Raw genomic sequence first — 22,157 nt, 5'->3', positions numbered from 1 at the left:
TGTTTTTGCCCCTGCCAGCATATCTACTGGCGCACCACCTTTTAAAATCACAATCGTTGGCAAAGCTTGTAAACCAATTTGCTGAGCGAGTTGAGATGCCAGAGCTTGTTGGACATCACAATCAATAACGCCTATGGTTATATGCTCACTATAAGCTGCCGCTATCCTCTCCAATATTTGGTCTTGCTGAACACATTCAGGATTTTGATTGCTATAAAAGGTCAGCAATAACACTTTCTCTGGATTTGGATCAGTTATTACTTGCTGAATGTTTTCAGGGGTTAGTTGGATTGTATTGCTCATATTCTATTTTCTGTCTGAGTAATTAATATGGTTGATATAGTGACACTATCTGAATTTACAACCAAGCCAAGAAAACAATTATGCAGAGCTTGGCTTTCTCTTTCGGGTAAATTTCCCCTTTCTTGCCCCACGTTTTTTAAATGCAGGTACAGGAACACCTTTCAGTTCATTCGTATTGATAGACTGAGCGCTGTCAATAAATCCACCTAACTCATCACAAAGCGGTTGCATAAATTGATTATACGACGTTTCCTTATTAGCGATCTTTCCGAGCAATGACTCCCAGAGCGCAGTCCTGTCTGGTAATGAAAGTGATTCAGGTAGGGTTTGAATAAATGCTTTTCCCAGCGCCGTAGAATATATCGTCTTACCTTCTCGTCTAAGAAACTGCCGTCTAAACAAAAGCTCAATAATTCCGGCCCGCGTCGCCTCAGTGCCAAGCCCATCAGTGTCTTTCAATACCTTTTTGATAGATTGATCGGAAACAAACCGTGCAATACCTGTCATTGCACCTAATAAGGTGGCTTCAGTGTAATGCTTTGGCGGCTGGGTTTGCTTTTCTTTAACTTCACCTTTCTCGCATAAAAGTTGCTCTCCCACCTGTAACTTCGGCAATAGGCTTTCTTTTTCTACCTCATGACCTTTAAACAGTATCTTGAATCCTTGATCTGTCATTTGCTTCGCTTGTGCTTTGAATTGACCACCACTAATCTCCAACTCCACTTTAGTTTCATTGTAGCGGTAGGGATGAAAGAATTGCGCAAGATACTGTACAGAGATAAGTTGATAGACCTGCAACTCTCTATGCCCAAGCTGAGCACTGCGGAGCTTTTTAGTGGTTGGAATGATGGCGTGATGCGCTTCTACCTTTTTATCATTCCAACACGCTCCTTTTAGATTCATATCTGCTAACTTAATAAACTTACTGTCTATTCCCTGATTGTGATTAGCAGCCGCAATGACTTGCTCTCTTTCAACAAAGTGTTCTTGTGGTAGATAACGGTTATCTGATCTCGGGTAAGTGATCAGTTTATGTTTCTCATAGAGTGCCTGACAAATATCCAACACTTGCTGAGCTGATAAACCGTAGCGCTTATTTGCGTCAATCTGTAAAGAAGAAAGGTTATAGGGTAACGGCGGGTTTATCTTTTTTGGTTTCGTTTCAACCTTATTTATTGTTGCTTGCTTTTGACTGATCCGATCCGCAACGTTTTCGGCTAAGGCTTTAACCAGAACACGCCCATCTTCGTCCATATAGGGCTTACATGCTTCACTTGGTACCCACTTAGCTTCAAAAACACCCCAATTTGGTTTATTGATGTGTGCAATCACCTCATAAAATGGTTTAGATACAAAGTTCTCTATTTCTAGATCCCTCCTAACAACCAAACCAAGTACCGGAGTTTGCACTCTGCCAACCGACAAAACGGTATTCACTCCCGCTTTTTGCCCAGCCAACGTAAATGCTCTGGTTAAATTCATCCCAAATAGCCAATCCGCTCTAGCTCTTGCAAGTGCAGATACACTTAAAGGAACAAATTCTTGATTAGAACGTGTCGAAGCCAATGCCTTTTTCACAGCTTGTGGGTTCAAATCACTGATCAACAAGCGCCGGATCGTTGCTCTTTTCCGTTCAGGCAAGTTTACAAATTGAAATACTTCGTCCACGAGCAATTGCCCTTCTCTATCAGGATCTCCAGCATGGTAGATTTCATCGGCTTTTGTGAGTAACTTTTTTAAAGTGCTAAGCTGCTTTTTTGTTTTTGGCTTTGCTTTGAACTGCCATTGAGTCGGCACGATTGGTAGATCATGAAACTGCCATTTTTTGTATTTGACGTCGTAGTCTTCAGGTTCTGCTTGTTCCAACAGGTGACCTATACACCAAGAAACCACATCACCATTCGCGACTTCTATATAACCATCTTGTTTTTTATGTGGTTTTGGTAAGACATCGGCGATTGCTCGGCCTAAAGAGGGTTTTTCTGCGATATAGAGTTTCATGATTAGCTTAACTGTATATAGATACAGTTATCATAGTGAATTTTGACGAAAAACACCATAGCTGCAAAGAGACTGTCTCCAGTCTCTTTGCAAACCAACAAACTTACGTTCTTAATAAGTTAAGTTGCTTGTGTTTTTGTTCGACTATCAGCGTCATTGAACTGGCTGCTTGCTCTACTTCATCTGCGAACTTCGAAAGCTCAGCAGCGGCATCTGAAATGCCCGTCGTATTCGTATTAATTTCTTCGGTAACCATACTTTGCTCTTCCGCAGCCGTAGCAATTTGTGTTACTTCGTTAGAAATGCTTGTCAGCTCAGCAACTAGCGTACTCATTAACCTAGCCGATTCTTGGCAATAACTCACTGCGTCTTCACCTAGCTGCACAGAGCTCTCAATGATCCGGCCTGAGTTCGCGACTTCACTCTGTAGGTTATCTATTAGTTTACTAATGTCGTCCGTCGATGCTTGTGTTTTTGACGCCAAAGCTCGAACTTCGTCGGCAACAACCGCAAAGCCGCGCCCTTGCTCCCCCGCCCTTGCCGCTTCAATTGCTGCGTTTAAGGCCAGTAAATTAGTTTGTTCTGCAATGGCTCTGATCACTTCTAGTATTTTGGAAATATCATCACTGCGCTCAGATACCTTCACGACCGCTTGTTTCGCATCAATAACTTGATCCGCCATTGATTGCACCGTTTCGGTCGTTTTAATGATGCTTTGTTCGCTTTGCTGAACTTGATCTGCGGCCTGATTCGTACTTGCAGCCGCTTTTTCCGATGCCCGAGCCACCTCTGAAGCAGTTGCACTGAGTTCGTTAATTGCAGTAACTACGCTATCTATTTCTAAGTGCTGATTAGCGACTTTGTTTTTGATGTTTATCGCGGCTTCTGTTGTTCGATGCGACTGCTCGTAGGAAGATTCAGCAAGACCTTTGAGGTCATCAATCATCTTTCGTAGTTTATCAGTAAAGCGGTTAAAGCCATGTGCCAAGGCAATCAACTCAGCATGATGACTCACTTCTAGTTCATGCGTTAAATCGCCTTCGCTAGAAGCTAAGTTCTCTACCCGCTCCTGAATATGCGTAAGCGGGCCGATAATTGTGTTCACTAATACCACCGCAATGGCAATGCCAATAACAGCAATAACAATACCGATAATGAGCATCCAGCGACCAACGGAGTTTGTCGACTCCTCCAGCTGACTTTGCAGCGTTGTAGCAGAACTAAGTGCAATTGCCTTAGGTAGTTCGATTACTAGAGACCAAGTGGTGTTTGGTAACGCAATTTTAATCGGTACCGCTACGACTAAGTCTTCACCAAGCTCTTTAATCCCAGAACCTGTGTGCAGCGATTTTAACACCTCAGCCCTATCTGACTTTGTCGACTCAGCAAGTGGGCGGGCTAAATTCTTGTAGTGACTAGAACCCACAACAAGACCCAACTCACTTAACAAGGTTACCTTAGCGGCTCCTGAGTAAAGCGAGTTTGAGAGCTCGTCGACCATGGTTTGGAAAATCGGCAAATTTACATCCACGCCCACTAAGCCTCTAAATTGACGATTGACCACGACTGGTGTGGTCAATGAGGTCATCAGCATTTTGTTGCCCGGAGAAATTTCATATAAATAGGGCTCCATGATACACGGCGCTACTTTATCTTTTGCGCACAGATACCACTCGGCTTCTCGTAGGCCAAACTCATTGATTGCATCGGCATATTTTTCTTCTGCCGACTCAACTTTTTGTTGCATCGGACCATTGGCTTCTTGAGTAAAGTAGAGCTCTAAGGTACCAGCGCCCGGCACAGAGTGACTCGAACCTCCTTGATTACTGGCATCATTGCCATCGTAACCATTCGGTTCAAACTGTGCATACATAGAAGACACAAAGCGATTTTGCTTTAGCGCACCATTGACAATTTCTTGCACTTGTTCACGGCTCAGAGGATCCTGCTCGGCGGTATGAGATAGTACACCCGCCAAAGTATAAGGAACACGATAGGCTTCATTGATAAAGCCAGCCACACGTTGCCCATATTGATTGCCTTTAGCGATAAGACCTTGGGATATTTCATCATAAATCGCTTGTTGGACCCCTTCACTTTGCTTGGTATTTTCTGCTGCAAGGTGAAACCACATTGTTGTCACTAATATAACAACCAAACTCGTTACTAATGCTGTTACAAAGAATAAGAGTTTGTTTTTAATCGAAGCTTGTTTCATAACATTCCCAGTTTTTAGACTTAGTATGCAAACAAATTGCACTGCACGTTCATCATCAACTTGATAAAACGAGTGACCCCTATTTTTATCGGCGACTATGAAGTCTTTTTTAACTGTAGCAAAAAATTTAATAACGTACTGAAATTTATGATGCTTGAGTGGGATTATTTAGGGAATAAATTATAAAGTGATGGGTAAAAAAATAGCGCCGAAGCACTATTTTTTTATCTTGTCTTTGCCTGTCGTCTTTTCATTACTCGGCAAGCGGTGATGTATTGCTGACTTAATCAGCATATATCCAGAAATAGGGGCAGTGAGCAGCAAAAATATTGAAATCAAGATTTCCTTTACACTCACACCATCAGTCGTGGTACTAAAATACACCATTGCCGAGGTCAATAAGCACGCCATTCCAAGCGTTGTGGCCTTTGTAGGACCGTGGAGACGCATAAAAAAGTCAGGCATTTTCACAAGACCAATAGAGCCTATCAATACAAACGCACCACCTAACAGTAATAAAATGGAAATTATCCATTCCGACATATCGCTCTCCTATTCTATGATGTCGCCGCGTAGCAAATACTTACATACCGCAACCGTACTTACAAAACCAAGCATTGCTATTAATAATGCGGCTTCAAAGTACAATGCAGTTCCCATACTCATTCCGTAAAGAATAATAAGCGCAATGGTATTTATGTACATGGTATCGAGCGCTAAAATTCTATCTGGAATTGAAGGTCCAACAACCAAACGCCAAAGATTTAGCAAAAGTGATACACCTATCATCGCAAAGACAATAAGAATTACAGTTTCTAGCATTCAAAAATCTCCTTCAATGGCGCTTCATAACGAGATTTAATAGTATCAATCAACGCTTGCTCATCCGTAAGATCTAACACGTGGATCAATAAGTATTTACGTTCTGGTTTTTCGCCACTTTTTACAGACTCAGGCCAAGGGTATACCTCAGCACTTACGGTGCCAGGAGTTAAAGATACCGTGCTGGCTAAAATAGTGATTGGCATAGCTTGATCTATATCGAGCGGCACCAACACGAAACCGGGGCGTAATTTCTTCGTTGGTCCTAAGATCTTTATCGCAACCTCAACGTTGGCGGTAATGATATCGTAAAGCACCAACAACAAATGAGTAAACGCACGCCATGGCTTAATGATCAGTGGCTGCTTAGTTCTAAACCGATAGGTAATCAGCGGGATCACAATCGATAGAATAGTCGCGAGAATAATATGCCCAGCTGACACACTATTATTCAGCAATAACCATACAGTAAATAGCAGTAAGCTGCGAAATGGAGTTGGTAGCCATTTAAATCTTGCTTCTAAACGCATCTATTTCGCTCCTTTTAACACAGCATTCGTCATGCTAGAAAAGTCGTGCAAAGAGTCGGCTGCCGACAATGCGTAATCAGTCAATGGACCGGCAAAAATCACCATTAACGGCGCACAAGTTATCAAGGTAAGAATTGCGATAATTTGGGCAGGATGCGCTTTTTCTGCCGATTGTGTATCGACTTTACCCGTATGATGCCAAAACACAGTGCTACCCGCTTTTGAGACACTGACTAATACCGCCAAACTTACTAATAAATATACCGCCCAAAACCAATACGTGTGACTCGATTCGATGGTCGACTTTAAGATCCATACTTTGCCAATAAAGCCTGATAACGGCGGCATACCAATCACAGTGATTGCCGCAATCGCAAACATGATGCCAAGTAACATAGGTTGAACTACTGGACGACCCGCGGTGATCCTATCAGCGACTTTACCCCTTTGTTTCCCCACTAAATCAGCGAGTAAGAACAAAGCTGCAGACACTAATGTCGAGTGCACTAAATAGTAAATGGCTGCAGCGCTGCTATTTACCGTTTGTACGGCGACTAATGCCACTAGGGTACCAACGGACACCACCACTAAATTTGCAGACAGCTTACGCAAATCTTGACTAGCAAGTACGCCGATCCCACCCATGACGATAGTCGCCAGAGCGAGCCACCATAGCCACTCTTGTGCCATATGACTTAATTCACCAGCTTGGTCACCAAAAATCAGCGTGTATACACGCATCATGGAATACACACCCACTTTAGTCATGATTGCGAATAAAGCCGCAACAACAGGTAACGCGGTTGCATAGGTGTTTGGCAGCCATAGATGAAGCGGTAGCAAGGCGCCTTTTAGCGCAAATACAACCAATAACAATAAGCCGCCAATCTTAGCAAGATAAACATCATCTCCTTGTAAGAAGGTGATCTTATATGCCATATCCGCCATATTCAGAGTACCAAGCACACCGTACAAGATACCTAATGCAATCAAAAATACCGACGAACCCACTAGATTTAGGATCACGTATTGCAGTGAAGCACGAGTATTGTGCTTATCACCGCCATGCATTAACAGCGCATAAGACGCTATCAACAAAATCTCAAAGAATACAAATAAGTTGAACGCGTCACCAGTTAAGAAGGCGCCGTTTACCCCCATCACCAAAAAGTGCAGTAACGGGTGGAAGAAACTTCCTCGTTCGTCGTCTCCGGCACAGCTATACAGCGAACACACAAAACACAACAACGCGGTTAAGCTGACTAACAGAGTAGAAAGTTGATCAGCAACTAACACAATACCAAATGGTGCTTGCCAGTTACCAATCGCATAAACCTGAATGCCAGACTGCTGAACATATAGTAAAAGTGAGGCACAAACTGCAAACGTGATCAGCGACATAAGTACCGATACTTTACGCCTAATCGCTACGTTTTTACCACACGGTGGCATCAGCAGGATCACCCCTGCCAACATAGGTAATAAAATAGGTAAAGAAGTCAAATGTTGGATCATGCTTTACCCTTTTTGTCAGGAACAATGCCATTTACATGGTCATTACCCAAATCAGAACGACCGCGAATAGCTAAGATCACGACAAATGCAGTCATCGCGAATCCGATAACAATTGCCGTCAATACCAAGGCTTGCGGCAGTGGATCTGCATACTCACTGCTATAACCAAGCACTGCTGCTTTGTTTAAGGTCAATCTACCCGATGCGAACAAAAACAAGTTGACCGCATAAGACAACATAGTTAAACCAAGAACAACTGGGAACGTTCTTGCTCGTAGAATCAAAAATACGCCACAGGCTACTAGCAAGCCCACACACGATGCATAAAGCAATTCCATTAAATATTCACCTCTTCTTTGGGCGCATTTGCCGTTACTTTACCTAGGCTCGCCAAAATCATCAGCGTTGCACCTACCACGGTGATATAAACACCAAGGTCGAATGCGATGGCACTTGCCAACTCAGTTTTACCTACCAATGGGATATCAAAATAATCAAACCATGAGGTTAAGAATGGTTTGCCAAAGAACCAACTTCCCACACCGGTTGCTAGAGAAATAGCGATACCCGTTGCGATAATCTTGCGGTAATTGACATCAAAGCGCTCTGCAATCCAATTCGAACCATGAGCAATGTATTGTAAAATAAAGGCTATCGCCGTGATTAGGCCCGCGATAAATCCACCACCTGGTAGATTGTGGCCGCGCAAGAAAATATAAACCGAGACCAGCAATGCCAAAGGCAATAAGCTTTGCGAAATACTTGCCAGTAATAGCGGATATCTCTCTTTCGCCCAAGGTCTGCCTTCACTGTCACTGCCAGGCATAAATAGTGGTAAGTTGATCAGCAACTTATAAATACCGAGCGCCGCAATACCCAGCACGGTAATTTCACCTAGCGTATCAAAACCACGGAAATCCACTAAGATAACGTTAACGACATTGGTCCCGCCACCGCCAACTTTGGCGTTTGCAATAAAGAACTCAGAAATACTATCCAATGGCCTTGTGATCAAGGCGTAACTGATGCTTCCGATGATCACACCAATTGCTGAAGCAATACCCATATCACGGAGTACGCGGATAGAACTAGATTCCTTCGGCGTTCTTTGCGGTAAGAAGAATAACGCAAGCATCAACAGAATAATGGTTACTACTTCTACCGTTAACTGAGTAAGCGCCAGATCCGGTGCTGAGAAGCGCGTAAAGGCAACCGACACCATAAGACCCACAACCGAAATCATCAGCAGTGCAACCATACGAGTACGATGCCAGATAACCGTACCAATTGCCCCAATCATTAATAAGCCAGCTCCGATACCGTTATGTACATCAATTGGCGTCGGCTCTAAATTACCCACTAACTGTGACATTTCAAACAATGGCCAGCCAGCACTCACCAGCACAACGATAAACATCAGCATCAGATAACGCTGTAACGAACCATTTTCTATTGCGTTTACGCGCGCGCGACTCCAAGACACAATGTTGTACATAGTGCGTTCAAACGTTTTCTTAGCGTTCATTGGCGGTAATGAAGCTTGGAATTGGAATAGATATTTGCGCTGAGTATAAATTAATAAACCACCACATACCGCAAGGCCACTCATAAGCAGTGGTAAGTTAAAGCCATGCCAAATAGCAACCTCAAAGGTTGGCGCAGCCTCTCCTAATACCGCACTTGATGCTGTTTTTAACATGCCATCAACGATAAAGTTAGGGAACATGCCGACTATCAAACATAAAGCGACCAAGATTTCGATTGGAAAACGCATATAGCGTGGCGCTTCATGTGGCTCCTTGGGTAAATCAATTGGATCTCCGTTGAAGAATACGTCATGAATAAATCGCGCCGAATACGCAACAGAGAATGCACCGGCGATTGTCGCCAAAATTGGAATCAACCATGACATAGAGCCCAGAAGTTGCTGGTGTAGCGTCTCGGCAAAGAACATTTCTTTAGACAAGAAACCATTAAGTAGCGGCACCCCAGCCATCGCAGAAGCGGCAACCATCGCAAGCGTTGCGGTATAGGGCATAAAACGCCACATGCCGTTAAGTTTACGCATATCACGAGTGCCCGTTTCATGGTCGATGATCCCCGTCGCCATGAATAAAGAGGCCTTAAACGTTGCGTGGTTAATAATATGGAAAACCGCCGCGACAGTCGCAAGCTCAGTATCCAGACCAAGTAATAAAGTAATAAGGCCTAAATGACTGATCGTTGAAAACGCCAGCAGACCTTTTAGATCATGTTTAAATAACGCGATATAGGCGCCAACGAGCAGCGTCGCTAAGCCTGTTAGGCCAACGAGAATAAACCACAGCTCTGTACCCGCCAGCGCAGGATAAAAGCGCGCCAGTAAGAATATTCCAGCTTTCACCATAGTCGCAGAGTGTAAGTACGCACTTACAGGCGTTGGTGCAGCCATCGCGTGCGGTAACCAGAAATGGAATGGAAATTGCGCGGACTTGGTAAATGCGCCCAGTAGCACAAGGATTAACGCCACTTCATATAATGCATGGGATTGAATAAGCTCACGACTCGATAAAATCACATCAAGGTTATAACTGCCTACAATATCTCCTATCAACATCAAGCCAGCGAGCAGTGCTAAGCCGCCACCGCCAGTGATAGCAAGTGCCATTTTCGCCCCTTTGCGGGCCTCTGACTTATGCCACCAATAGCTAATAAGTAAAAATGAACTAATACTGGTAAGCTCCCAGAATAACCACAGCTGTAATACGTTATTAGACATAACAATACCAAGCATAGCGGTCATAAAGAGCATTAAGTAAGCATAAAGTTTAGGCATGGAATCATTGGGGCTCAGGTAGTATCTGGCATAGAAGATAACCAGCATACCAATGCCCAAGATCATGAAAACGAACAGCAACGCAAGACCATCCAGTCTAAACGCGATGTTAATATCTAGAAGCGGGACCCATTCAAATGTGTACCGAATAGTCTCTCCTGCGAAAACGGCAGGAGCGAGATCAACAGCAAGTAAAATTGCCACTGCTGGCGCTACTAAGGTTATAGCAGTCGACTGATTACGAGAAAGCTTTCCCGTAAATGCAGAGATAAAACTGCCAATTAAGGATAGCAAGGGTATCCAAAATAAAGTCATAGATGAAACCTTTTATTTGCGTCGTTATGGCTCGTTTAGATTAATGTGACAATCCCCCTTCCAAGTTGGAGCGATCGGTACACATTAACCACACGTACATGAACCCTGTTATACTTGATTAGTGTTTGAGTTGTCTAGAGTTTCACTTTCTAGCTGATGCTATTTTAGCCAACCTTAACAAACTATTCAGAATAAGTTCAAAACTATTCAGCCGAATTAACCGCTATTTTATCTTCTAAACGTATTGAATTCAGTACTGCTAACCACCTTTGACGGTAATTTGCATCTAACTTAATTGATTGATATTCGAGCAAAGAGTGACTATTCGAGGGTTTATATGAAGAAAATTTACCTAACTCGCAGGTGCGACTTGGCACCCAATTGTTCGGTGCGTGGTCACCAACGTAAAGATTTGGTGCCTTTTGCCCTGAAGTCGCGCAAAGCCATTTTGCTTTTTTAGCTGGTACTGGGTATTCATCTTCAAAACCACTAAAGTGCATAAGCTCGTGTACCAGCGTGTTGTAAGTGCTGGTGGCGCTCAAAGTCATGTGCTTACCGCTGACATTAGCAAGCCCCTCCGTTGCCATAAACACCAAGTGATCGTATTTTGACAAGCCCTGCTCGTATCGTAAGTCGCACATTGCAAATCCCCTTTGCCTCTTACAACTAAGTTTGTTCGCCGCATATATCGGTTTAGATAAACAATATACGCCTTTGGCTGGCTCTGGTTGTTGCTCATAAGCATGTTTAAGCACTTGTAAACGCTGCAAACCATCTAAATTACTGGCGATTAATGCAAGATTAAACTGACAAGACGCACTTGAATGCTGACGCTCTGAGAGAGTGTGAAACTGTCTTAAATAGGGATTATTCAAAAATGTCGTAACAGGCTTTCCTTGCCACACCGCGAGCAACGAAGTGAGTTCTGGGTTTAACGCGTAGCGTTTTGAAAGCGCATAAAGCAAGTGATATCGGCCAAGTGATACTAACTGCTCGGACACTTGCTGACGCTGCTGACGATTTAAACGAGACCAAGTATCGAGTAAAAGCAGCTTAGTGCTATTTTTCTGTTGAGCACTCAAATCGCGCTGTAACCGTTCAAACTCCCAACTTGGTTGCTTTAGGCCTGCAATGGCTTTTACTAATTGTGCACTTGCTTGTGAGGGTAACACCTCAAGCGCCGGTGCAATGGCAAAATAGCTATTTGGATTGGCGACGACAAGTGCTGATTTTTGCGCGATAGAGAGGTGTGCATAATTAGGGCTGCTTGAAAACAGCAGCCCTATAAGCATAAAAATAAAAAGGTGTTTAGCTCGCGTCTTGTTCGTCATTCAACTGGGCAAGTAAATCAAGCTCAAGACGGGCGTATTTATGTTCTACAAACTCATATACATTGGTTGCCAATGCGAGCTTAAAATAGCTAATCGCAGAGGCTAAGTCCCCTTGCGTCTGATATTGCTTAGCCAGATAAAAATAGGCCTCACAGAGACGCTGCGCATACTCTTCTTGGGTGCTCACGCCCTCAGAGATCTGCGCAAGAAATGCTTCTTCAGATAAAGTCCCCAAATACAATGCAACTAACTGAGACGACCACTCGTCAGGGTCTAATGCTTGGCTATTTGCCGCCAATGTCTGCTTAGCAAGCGCATCGTCTACTTGCTGCTGAGCAATATACAGCCACATAGCACGGTACGCATCTTTTGGAGCACGCGCCAAAAAGGCTTCAAAATCTTTTACAGCTAAATCGGCTCTTTCACCGTAATACAATGCGATACCACGATTTAAATAGGCATATTCATGTTGCTCGTCGAGCTCTAGCACAGCATCAAACATTTCATATGCCCGGCCATAATTTTGCTCTAGCGTTTGGTGAATACCTAGGAAGTTATATACTTCAGCGAGATCTGGCTTAATTTTTACGGCGCGATTGAAGTCAATACGAGCAAGGGTTTGCAAACCAATGCTATCGTACAGCATACCGCGATTGTATAGTAGCTGCGCGCGTTGCTCATTTGCCATATCCGGCTGCAAGAGTAACTCGTTAAATCGAGCAATGGCAATTTCATTACGGAAATTGGCTTGAAGTGGTACTGCAAGCGGAACATTTACAATGTTTTTAGTGGCCTCTGGCTGCGTGCTTTTACATCCTACCAGCCCCATTAGCACTAATGGCACAACTATTTTCGCTAACTTCATTTCCTTCCTCATTCAATGGCATTTGCCCGTTTAGAGTCTTTGCACAGGTATACCAACAATCTGATTATTTACTATAACTTTGCCTAGTTCTCTATTGACCAGATAAACTCAGTTTTGTTTCATCATTTTGAGTCAAACAGCATTAAAGCATAAAAAAAGGGGCTATTCAGCCCCTTTACACTTCTATTCTATGCAAAGCATTGCAAAGATTACTCAGCGCCTTCTTCTTTAGGCTGCTCAGCTTTTTTCTCTTGTGCTTCTTTGATACTTAAGCGAACACGGCCTTGGCGGTCAACTTCAAGTACTTTAACTTTAACTTCTTGACCAACAGTTAAGTGATCTGAAACGTTATTTACGCGCTCTTCACTGATTTGTGAGATGTGCACTAGACCATCTTTACCAGGAAGTACGTTTACAAACGCACCAAAGTCTACGATACGGATAACTTTACCAGTGTAAAGCGTACCAACTTCAAGCTCTGCTGTAAGCGCTTCGATACGTGAAATAGCAGCTTGTGCGCTATTACCGTTCGTTGCAGCGATCTTGATAGTACCGTCGTCTTCAATTTCAATCGTTGTATCTGTTTCTTCAGTAAGCTGGCGAATTGTTGCACCACCTTTACCGATAACTTCAGCAATCTTCTTCGCAGGGATCTTCATCGTGTAGATACGTGGAGCGAACTCAGATAGCTCTTCAGAAGGTGCAGAAATCGCTTGGTCCATCACACCTAGGATGTGTAGACGCGCTGCTTTCGCTTGGCGAAGCGCGATCTGCATGATTTCTTTGGTGATACCTTCAATCTTGATATCCATTTGTAGTGCAGTTACACCGTTTGCTGTACCCGCTACTTTGAAGTCCATATCACCTAAGTGATCTTCGTCACCAAGGATGTCAGAAAGTACAACGAAATCTTCGCCTTCTTTCACTAGACCCATCGCGATACCAGCAACTGATGCTTTAACTGGAACACCAGCGTTCATTAGCGCAAGTGAAGTACCACATACTGATGCCATTGAAGATGAACCGTTTGATTCAGTGATTTCAGATACTACACGTACTGAATATGGGAATTCAGCCAGTGTTGGCATTACTGCCGCAATACCACGCTTAGCTAGGTTACCGTGGCCGATTTCACGACGCTTAGGAGATCCTACAAAACCCGTTTCACCCACACAGAATGGAGGGAAGTTATAGTGAAGCATAAAGTGATGCTTGTGAGTACCAGTTAGGTCGTCTAGCATCTGTGCGTCACGCTCAGTACCAAGGGTTGCTGTTACAAGTGCCTGAGTTTCACCACGAGTAAAGATTGCAGAACCGTGAGTACGTGGCAGTACACCCGTCATCACGTCTAGCGCACGAACCATATCTGGTTCACGACCGTCGATACGTTTTTCGCCAGCAATGATACGGCTACGTACAATTTTCTTCTCAAGTGAGCTAAATGTTTTACCTACCACTTGCTCGTCTAGTGACTCGCCTTCAGCAACTTCAGCGCCTAGCTTTTCAATGACTTCTGCTTTTGCTTCAGAAAGTGCTTCTTTACGTGCAACTTTGTCAGTAATACGGTAAGCATCACCTACTTTTTGCTCTGCAATTGCAGCGACTTTTTCAGCTAGTGTTAAATCTTTTTCAGGTGCTGTCCAATCCCATGCAGCTTTACCAGCTTCAGCACGGAATTCTTCGATTGCTTTGATGATAGCTTGTGATTGCTCGTGACCATATACAACAGCGCCAAGCATTTCTTCTTCAGTTAACACTTCAGCTTCTGATTCAACCATTAGTACTGCGTTTTCAGTACCCGCAACAACTAGGTCAAGCTTACTTGTCTCTAGCTCTTTTAGCGTAGGGTTAAGTACGTATTGACCGTCGATGAAACCAACGCGCGCTGCACCTAGCGGGCCATTGAATGGAATACCTGAGATAGCTAGTGCTGCTGAAGTACCAATCAAAGCAACGATATCAGGTTGGATCTCAGGGTTTACAGAAACCACTGTCGCGATAACCTGAACTTCGTTTACAAAGCCGTCTGGGAATAGAGGACGAATTGGACGGTCGATTAGACGAGCGGTTAGTGTTTCACCGTCTGAAGGACGACCTTCACGCTTCAAGAAACCACCAGGGATACGACCCGCAGCGTACATTTTTTCTTGGTAGTTAACCGTTAGTGGGAAAAAGTCTTGACCAGGAGCCGCTTCTCTTCTTCCTACAACAGTAACAAGTACCGAAGTATCACCAATGCTTGCAAGTACTGCGCCGTCAGCTTGACGTGCGATAGCACCTGTCTCTAGAGTCACCGTGTGCTGACCTAGTTGAAATTCTTTAATAATTGCTTGCACAATATTTTCCTTACTAAATGGTTTTCAACGTCAACGGGGACCAATCACAGTCTTAAATAAACTCACCATAATTTACTTAAGCACTACAATTGGAAATCCGATTGACGCTTGTTTAAAAGTATTTTTAAACGGCTGTAAGTATACTGATAGAACAGCCACAAAAAAAGGGGCTAATTAGCCCCTTTTTTACTGTTGGATAAATTTCCAACAAGAAATCAAAAATATTAGCGACGTAGGCCAAGCTCTTTGATTAGTGCAGCATAACGGTCAACGCTCTTGCCTTTTAGGTAGTCAAGAAGGTTACGACGTTGGCTAACTTTACGTAGAAGACCACGACGTGAGTGGAAATCTTGCTTGTGGTTAGCGAAGTGACCTTGTAGCTTGTTGATGTCAGCAGTTAGAAGTGCAACTTGTACTTCTGGTGAACCTGTATCACCTTCTGCGCGTGCGAACTTTGCTACGATTTCTGCTTTTTCTTGATTGCTTAGTGACATAATAACTCCAAAATAAGTTTAGTAATGCTTCAGCCGATCACTAATTCAGCCAAAGCGGAAGCTGGCGGATTATACCAGCATAAACTCCCCTTGCATAGGAAGATTTTATTGTGATTCCGGCTCAGCGGAAGATAGCGCGCGTTTTGCTTTCAATAACCCTTGAGGATTACGCTCGCCAATCCCAACAAACTTGCCATCAGCAACCACTTTAACAATACCGTCTGGTAAATTTTCGACAACAACGGTCTGCCCATGACCAAAAGCAACACCTTGCTCAGCGCTAATATCAACAACGCTCAAGTCGACCAAAGCGGTATCCATCGGCAACAATAATTCATCGAGATAAGTAGAAGGCGCAACTTCTTCCGCTTTTGCTTTCTCAAGTAACGCTTCGAGCTCGACTAAGGTAATCATTTTGTCGCTAGGGTAATGACCAACTTCACTACGGTGTAACATAATGACATGCGCACCACAGCCAAGCTTTTCCCCCAAATCATCGACTATCGTACGAATATAAGTGCCCTTAGACACATGCACCGTCATTTGAATTTGTTGAGTTTGCTCGTCATATTCGTCTAACGTGATACGATAAACATTAATTTTGCGGCATTTTCGCGGTACTTCGATGCCTTCACGGGCATATTTGTATAGCGGTTGGCCCTGATATTTGAGCGCCGAATACATCGAAGGGTACTGATCAGATTCACCCAAGAAGCTGGCAATTTCTTGCTCTAGCTGCTCAAGTGTTACATTTACTGGTCGCGTTTCAACAATTTCACCATCAGAATCTGATGTCGTCGTGCGCTCACCCAGCTGTGCTCTCACCACGTAGGTTTTATCGGTATCAAGCAAAAACTGGGTAAACTTAGTCGCTTCACCAAAGCAAATTGGCAACATACCTGTTGCCAGCGGATCCAAAGCACCGGTGTGGCCCGCTTTTTGAGCGAAATAAATGCCCTTTGCTTGCTGCAGTGCTTTGTTAGAAGAAATGCCTTGCGGTTTATTTAATAACAGAATGCCGTCGATCGCACGGCCTTTGGTGCGACGCGCCATTACTCTTCCTCTTGGTCTTTATCTCCAAACTCAGGACCACGCTTTGCGTTGTCTTCTCTGATCACAGAGTCAACCAAGTTAGAAATACGCATACCTTCCATTAGGGAGTTATCAATAACAAATTTAAGCTCAGGCATGATACGCGCACGGATACGCTTGCCAAGAAGCGAGCGAATATAACCGGTTGCTTCATTCAGAATAGCCGCACTTTGCTTAGTTTTGTCTTCATCACTGGTATTCAGCACAGTAATGAATACTTTTGCATAAGAAAGATCGCGTGATACCTCAACAGCTGACACTGTTACCATACCCAATCTTGGATCTTTAATTTCGCGCTGTAGGATCACTGCAATTTCTTTTTGAATTTGCTGTGCAACGCGATCTGTACGAGAAAATTCTCTCATTTTCACCACTTAAAATTTCAAAATCTATGAGATCACAAATGGGGGCTAGTGCCCCCATCTCAAGTATTTTAATAACTTACAATTAAAGCGTACGCTCTACCTGTACAGTTTCAAATACTTCGATTTGGTCACCGACTTTAACGTCGTTGTAGTTCTTAACGCCGATACCACATTCCATACCGTTACGAACCTCAGCAACGTCATCTTTAAAGCGACGAAGTGACTCAAGTTCACCTTCGTAGATAACCACGTTATCACGAAGTACACGGATTGGCGCGCTACGTTTAACCACACCTTCAGTTACCATACAACCTGCAACAGCGCCGATCTTAGGCGACTTGAACACGTCACGAACTTCAGCGAGACCAATGATCTCTTGCTTAAATTCTGGTGCAAGCATACCTGTCATTGCTTGTTTCACTTCTTCGATTAGGTCGTAGATAACGCTGTAGTAGCGTAAGTCTAAGTTCTCAGCTTCAATGACTTTACGAGCAGAAGCATCCGCACGTACGTTAAAGCCAACGATGATAGCGTTAGAAGCCGCTGCAAGCGTTGCATCCGTTTCAGTGATACCACCAACACCTGAACCTACTATCTTCACTTTTACTTCATCTGTAGACAGTTTAGTCAATGAATCAGCGATTGCTTCGATAGAACCTTGAACGTCTGCTTTCAGAACGATGTTCACTTCAGATACGTCGCCTTCAGTCATGTTAGAGAACATGTTCTCAAGCTTCGCTTTCTGCTGACGAGCAAGCTTCACTTCGCGGAACTTACCTTGACGGTATAGTGCCACTTCACGTGCTTTACGCTCATCACGAACTACCGTTGCTTCGTCACCAGCTGCTGGTACGCCAGAAAGACCTAAGATCTCTACTGGAATTGAAGGACCTGCGGTTTTGATGTCTTTACCGTTTTCGTCTTTCATCGCACGAACACGGCCATATTCAAGACCACAAAGTACGATATCACCTTGGTTTAAGGTACCTGATTGAACAAGTACAGAAGCAATCGGACCGCGACCTTTATCAAGGCGAGATTCGATTACCACACCAGATGCCATACCTTCTTCAGAAGCTCGTAGCTCTAATAGCTCAGATTGCATTAGGATTGCTTCTAGTAGCTCATCAATACCAAGACCAGTCTTAGCTGAGATATGAACAAACTGCGTTTCACCGCCCCAGTCCTCTGGGATTACGTCTAGTTGAGCAAGCTCATTCTTAACGCGGTCAGGGTCAATGCCCTCTTTATCCATTTTGTTCACAGCAACGATAAGTGGTACTTCTGCCGCTTTCGCGTGTTGTACCGCTTCTTTCGTCTGAGGCATTACACCATCGTCCGCTGCAACAACAAGTACAACGATATCGGTTGCTTTCGCACCACGAGCACGCATTGATGTAAACGCCGCGTGTCCAGGAGTATCGAGGAAAGTGATCATGCCACCTTCAGTCTCAACATGGTATGCACCGATATGCTGAGTAATACCGCCGGCCTCGCCGTCTGCAACTTTCGCTTTACGAATGTAGTCAAGTGTTGACGTTTTACCGTGGTCAACGTGACCCATTACTGTTACTACTGGCGCACGAGGCTCAAGAGAACCATCTTCGCTGCGGTCATTTAGTACTTTTTCTTCTAGCTCGTTTTCTTTCACTAGAATGACTTTGTGACCCATTTCTTCAGCAACTAGCTGCGCAGTTTCTTGATCGATAACTTGGTTAATCGTAACCATGTCACCCATCTTCATCATTGTCTTAACAACTTCAGCGCCTTTAACAGCCATACGAGAAGCAAGTTCTGCAACAGTGATTGTTTCACTGATACGTACTTCTTGTTTCACTTCTGCCGCTGGCTTTTGGAAACCGTGCTGTAACGAAGTTGGCGCTTTTAAGCGACCTTTTTTGCCTTTCAGCTTCTTCGCATTCGCTTCTGCAGCTTCTTCTTTCGCACTTGGCTTTCTCTTCTTCTTACGACGTGCGCTTTTCTCTTCACGTGCATCAGACTCATCTTCCGCTTCACGAGCGTAAGTAGAAGTTGTTAGGTGGTGATCAGCATTTTCTTCACGACGAAGACGCTCTTCTTCTTCCGCCTTCCAACGTGCTTCATTTTCTTCAGCTAGACGACGAGCTTCTTCCGCTTGACGTTTTGCTTCTTCTTCTGCCTTTTTCAGGGCTGCCGCTTCTGCTTCTTGACGCAGACGCTCAGCTTCTTGACGTTCTTTAATTTGTTGCGCGCTATCCACTTCTTTACTCTGCTTATCTTTGGCTTGACGTTCAGCATCAGCTTGTCGCTTCGCCTCTTCTTTAGCTTTGCGCTCGGCTTCCTCATCGGCCTTGCGTTCCGCTTCTTCGCGCGCGTTGCGCTCAGCTTCTACTTTGGCCTGTTGCTCTGCTTGTTGCTGAGCCATTAACTCTGCTTCTTTGCGCGCAGCTTCCTCTGCAGCTAAGCGTTCTTGCTCTTTCTGCTGCTCGATTGCGCTCTTTTTAACGTAAGTGCGCTTCTTACGGACTTCTACAGATACAGACTTCGCTTTACCAGATGAGTTAACACTTAACGTGCTTTTACTCTTACGCTGTAGAGTCATACGCTCAGGGCCGGTTGAACCAGTGCCACCGTGTTGCTTGCTTAGGTGATCAAGCAACGTCGCCTTTTCGGATTCAGTAACTTGGTCGCCCTCGGCTTTGGTGATCCCTGCATCTTTTAACTGTTGTAGTAATTTATCAACAGTTGTACCAATACTCTCGGCTAGTTTGTTAATGCTCACTTCTGCCATACGTGATGTTACCTCCGTTAATAAATTACTCTTCGCTGAACCAGCAAATGTTACGTGCAGCCATGATTAACTCACCAGCTTGCTCTTCTGATAACTCAGAAATTTCAACTAAGTCATCAATACCTTGCTCTGCAAGGTCTTCAAGTGTAACGATACCTTTGCTAGCAAAAACAAAAGCGGTATGACGCTCAAGTCCTTCAAGTGCTAGTAGGTCTTCTGCAGGTTCTGCATTTTCTAGACTTTCTTCATCGCGAAGTGCTTTCGTAGTCAGTGCATCTTTTGCACGGTTACGTAATTCTTCAACGGTTTCTTCGTCTAGACCGTCGATTTCTAAAAATTCAGCTACTGGCACATAAGCCACTTCTTCAAGTGAAGAGAAGCCTTCGTTGATCAGTAGTGTTGCAAAATCATCGTCGATGTCTAGATTTTCAGTGAATAGATTAACCAATTTATCTGATTCTTCCGAGCTCTTACGCTCCATCTCTTCCACTGTCATTACGTTTAGTTCCCAACCAGTAAGTTGGCTAGCTAAACGTACGTTTTGACCATTACGACCAATCGCTTGTGCTAGGTTGTCAGCTTCAACTGCAATTTCCATCGTGCGCGTATCTTCATCCATTACGATTGAAGCTACTTCAGCCGGAGCCATTGCGTTGATCACGAACTGTGCAGGGTTATCATCGTAAAGTACGATGTCAACACGCTCACCACCAAGCTCTGAAGACACAGCTTGTACACGTGCGCCACGCATACCAACACACGCACCTACAGGGTCGATACGCTTGTCGTTTGATTTTACAGCGATTTTAGCACGAGAACCTGGGTCACGTGCCGCGCCTCTAAGTTCAATCATTTCTTCGCCAATTTCCGGAACTTCAATACGGAATAGTTCCATCAACATTTCAGGCTTAGAACGCGTAACAAATAGCTGTGCACCACGCGCTTCAGGCTTCACTTCATAAAGTAGACCACGTACACGGTCACCCGGACGGAAGCTTTCGCGTGGTAGCATGTCTTCACGGTAAATTACCGCTTCAGCATTGTTACCAAGGTCGATAACGATAGCGTCACGCGTTGCTTTTTTAACAACACCTGTCACTAGCTCGCCTTTTTGATCTTTATATGCATCAACAACTAATGCGCGCTCAGCTTCACGTACTTTTTGTACGATTACCTGTTTCGCCATCTGTGTGGTGATACGGTCAAATTTAATTGATTCGATCTGCTCTTCAACGTAATCACCTAATTGAATGTCAGGCTCATCAACTTGCGCCGCTTCAAACGTGATTTCCGCATATGGATTCTCTAGTGAACCGTCTTCTTGTGGTTCAACCGCTTTCCAACGACGAAAAGTATCGTACTCGCCCGTTTTACGGTCGATAGTAACGCGTACTTCGATTTCACCACCGTGCTTCTTTTTTGTTGCCGTCGCTAGTGCGAACTCTAATGCTTCAAAAATCTTTTCTCTTGGGACCGCTTTTTCATTGGAAACAGCTTCTGCCACCAACAATATTTCTTTTGCCATAGGTAATGCCTCGCTTGCCCTTGTCCTTCGCACTCAAAGTTAGAATTTTGCGATGATATTGGCACGCTCAATGTTGCTCAACATCAAGATGAAATCCTGAGCGTCAACTTTTAACGTGATCATATCGCCATTAACTGCTACTAAGTCGCCTTTAAAATTACGGCGACCTTCTTGCGGAAGTTTAGTACGCAAACGTACTTCCTCTCCCACTGCTGCTTCATAGTGAGCTTGTTTGAATAATGGTCTGTCAACACCAGGAGAAGATACTTCCAAACTATATTCGTTCGTAATCGGGTCTTCGACATCTAAAATTGCACTAACTTGACGACTCACTTCCGCACAGTCATCTACATTAATGCCGTTTTCATGATCGATATATACACGAAGTGTAGAATGACGACCAGCTTGCACAAACTCAAGACCGAGTAATTCAAAGCCACACGCAGCAACTGCAGGCTCCAACATTTCAGTCAAATCTTGCTCGAGTTTTGACACAGAACTCCTCCATACAAACAAAAAAAGGGCCTAAAGCCCCAAATCATAGCTGCTTGATCTTGGGCTCAGAATACACCTTGCGCCAGATACAACAACGCCCCGAACCAAGCGGGGCGTCACACGAATAACAAACTGTGTGGCCAAAGGCCGTGCTTGGTTTGCGAGCTATCTCAGCCAAATTAATCATCAACTTAAACAAAAAAGCCGATGCTTAAACGCAAAACGCGCATTACAAGGAATGCGCGAAATCAAAGAACTCAATCTTTAACTTGGTTGCGGGAGCCGGATTTGAACCGACGACCTTCGGGTTATGAGCCCGACGAGCTACCAGGCTGCTCCATCCCGCGCCAACACATAAAATTGTT

Annotated in this window: 18 protein-coding genes and 1 tRNA gene (1 of these 19 running past the window's edge); all 19 read right to left on the bottom strand. The window is 44.2% G+C overall.

Going from position 1 to position 22,157, the window contains the following annotated elements:
* Positions 1–303 carry the beginning of a tetratricopeptide repeat protein gene (locus CTT31_RS04770; protein WP_260492088.1) on the bottom strand. 555 nt of this gene lie to the left of the window's left edge, so only the first 303 of its 858 coding nucleotides appear in the window; the start codon lies at positions 301–303; its stop codon lies off the left edge, out of view.
* Positions 304–381: 78 nt separating this feature from the next.
* Entirely contained in the window at positions 382–2,304 is a 1,923-nt protein-coding gene (locus tag CTT31_RS04765; RefSeq protein WP_260492087.1) for a DNA topoisomerase III, read from the bottom strand.
* 103 nt (positions 2,305–2,407) lie between these two features.
* Entirely contained in the window at positions 2,408–4,522 is a 2,115-nt protein-coding gene (locus CTT31_RS04760) for a methyl-accepting chemotaxis protein (protein WP_010607878.1), read from the bottom strand.
* A gap of 216 nt (positions 4,523–4,738) precedes the next feature.
* Complete coding sequence (locus CTT31_RS04755) at positions 4,739–5,065, bottom strand: Na+/H+ antiporter subunit G (protein WP_010370840.1); 327 nt, start codon at positions 5,063–5,065, stop codon at positions 4,739–4,741.
* Between the two features lie 9 nt (positions 5,066–5,074).
* Positions 5,075–5,344, bottom strand: a complete 270-nt coding sequence (locus tag CTT31_RS04750) for a K+/H+ antiporter subunit F (protein WP_010370838.1) — start codon at positions 5,342–5,344, stop codon at positions 5,075–5,077.
* Positions 5,338–5,874 (bottom strand): Na+/H+ antiporter subunit E, encoded by a 537-nt coding sequence (locus CTT31_RS04745; RefSeq protein WP_260492086.1) that lies wholly within the window; start codon positions 5,872–5,874, stop codon positions 5,338–5,340. Before CTT31_RS04745 ends, CTT31_RS04750 begins: the two co-directional genes overlap by 7 nt.
* On the bottom strand, positions 5,875–7,389 hold the full coding sequence (locus CTT31_RS04740; RefSeq protein WP_260492085.1) for a monovalent cation/H+ antiporter subunit D: 1,515 nt from the start codon (positions 7,387–7,389) through the stop codon (positions 5,875–5,877).
* Positions 7,386–7,727 (bottom strand): Na+/H+ antiporter subunit C, encoded by a 342-nt coding sequence (locus tag CTT31_RS04735; RefSeq protein WP_010370832.1) that lies wholly within the window; start codon positions 7,725–7,727, stop codon positions 7,386–7,388. Before CTT31_RS04735 ends, CTT31_RS04740 begins: the two co-directional genes overlap by 4 nt.
* Positions 7,727–10,519 carry a monovalent cation/H+ antiporter subunit A gene (locus tag CTT31_RS04730; RefSeq protein ID WP_130164624.1) on the bottom strand — a complete coding sequence of 931 codons (2,793 nt, stop codon included), beginning with the start codon at positions 10,517–10,519 and terminating at the stop codon, positions 7,727–7,729. Before CTT31_RS04730 ends, CTT31_RS04735 begins: the two co-directional genes overlap by 1 nt.
* 203 nt (positions 10,520–10,722) lie before the next feature.
* Complete coding sequence (locus CTT31_RS04725; RefSeq protein WP_260492084.1) at positions 10,723–11,850, bottom strand: hypothetical protein; 1,128 nt, start codon at positions 11,848–11,850, stop codon at positions 10,723–10,725.
* Entirely contained in the window at positions 11,828–12,715 is an 888-nt protein-coding gene (nlpI, locus tag CTT31_RS04720) for a lipoprotein NlpI (RefSeq protein ID WP_010607873.1), read from the bottom strand. The genes CTT31_RS04725 and nlpI overlap by 23 nt, the downstream gene beginning before the upstream one ends.
* 209 nt (positions 12,716–12,924) lie before the next feature.
* Complete coding sequence (pnp, locus tag CTT31_RS04715; protein WP_010370826.1) at positions 12,925–15,051, bottom strand: polyribonucleotide nucleotidyltransferase; 2,127 nt, start codon at positions 15,049–15,051, stop codon at positions 12,925–12,927.
* A gap of 224 nt (positions 15,052–15,275) precedes the next feature.
* Positions 15,276–15,545, bottom strand: a complete 270-nt coding sequence (gene rpsO, locus CTT31_RS04710) for a 30S ribosomal protein S15 (RefSeq protein WP_010370825.1) — start codon at positions 15,543–15,545, stop codon at positions 15,276–15,278.
* 105 nt (positions 15,546–15,650) lie between these two features.
* A complete protein-coding gene (gene truB, locus CTT31_RS04705) occupies positions 15,651–16,598 on the bottom strand; it encodes a tRNA pseudouridine(55) synthase TruB (protein WP_260492083.1) in 948 nt (315 codons plus the stop codon).
* Positions 16,598–17,002 carry a 30S ribosome-binding factor RbfA gene (gene rbfA, locus CTT31_RS04700; protein ID WP_039492201.1) on the bottom strand — a complete coding sequence of 135 codons (405 nt, stop codon included), beginning with the start codon at positions 17,000–17,002 and terminating at the stop codon, positions 16,598–16,600. Before rbfA ends, truB begins: the two co-directional genes overlap by 1 nt.
* Positions 17,003–17,084: 82 nt before the next feature.
* Positions 17,085–19,772, bottom strand: a complete 2,688-nt coding sequence (gene infB, locus CTT31_RS04695; RefSeq protein WP_039492199.1) for a translation initiation factor IF-2 — start codon at positions 19,770–19,772, stop codon at positions 17,085–17,087.
* Positions 19,773–19,797: 25 nt separating this feature from the next.
* Positions 19,798–21,297, bottom strand: coding sequence for a transcription termination factor NusA (nusA, locus tag CTT31_RS04690; RefSeq protein ID WP_010370820.1), 1,500 nt, complete (start codon positions 21,295–21,297; stop codon positions 19,798–19,800).
* A 39-nt stretch (positions 21,298–21,336) separates the two neighbouring features.
* Positions 21,337–21,792 carry a ribosome maturation factor RimP gene (rimP, locus tag CTT31_RS04685; RefSeq protein ID WP_010370818.1) on the bottom strand — a complete coding sequence of 152 codons (456 nt, stop codon included), beginning with the start codon at positions 21,790–21,792 and terminating at the stop codon, positions 21,337–21,339.
* 270 nt (positions 21,793–22,062) lie between these two features.
* Positions 22,063–22,139 (bottom strand) — tRNA-Met (locus tag CTT31_RS04680).
* Between the last annotated feature and the right edge of the window lie 18 nt (positions 22,140–22,157).

Origin of the sequence: Pseudoalteromonas maricaloris (assembly GCF_024746855.1) — a bacterium.
Lineage (GTDB): Bacteria > Pseudomonadota > Gammaproteobacteria > Enterobacterales > Alteromonadaceae > Pseudoalteromonas > Pseudoalteromonas maricaloris.
Note: the sequence above shows the minus strand (reverse complement) of the source record. Positions and strands in the feature narration are given on the sequence as shown.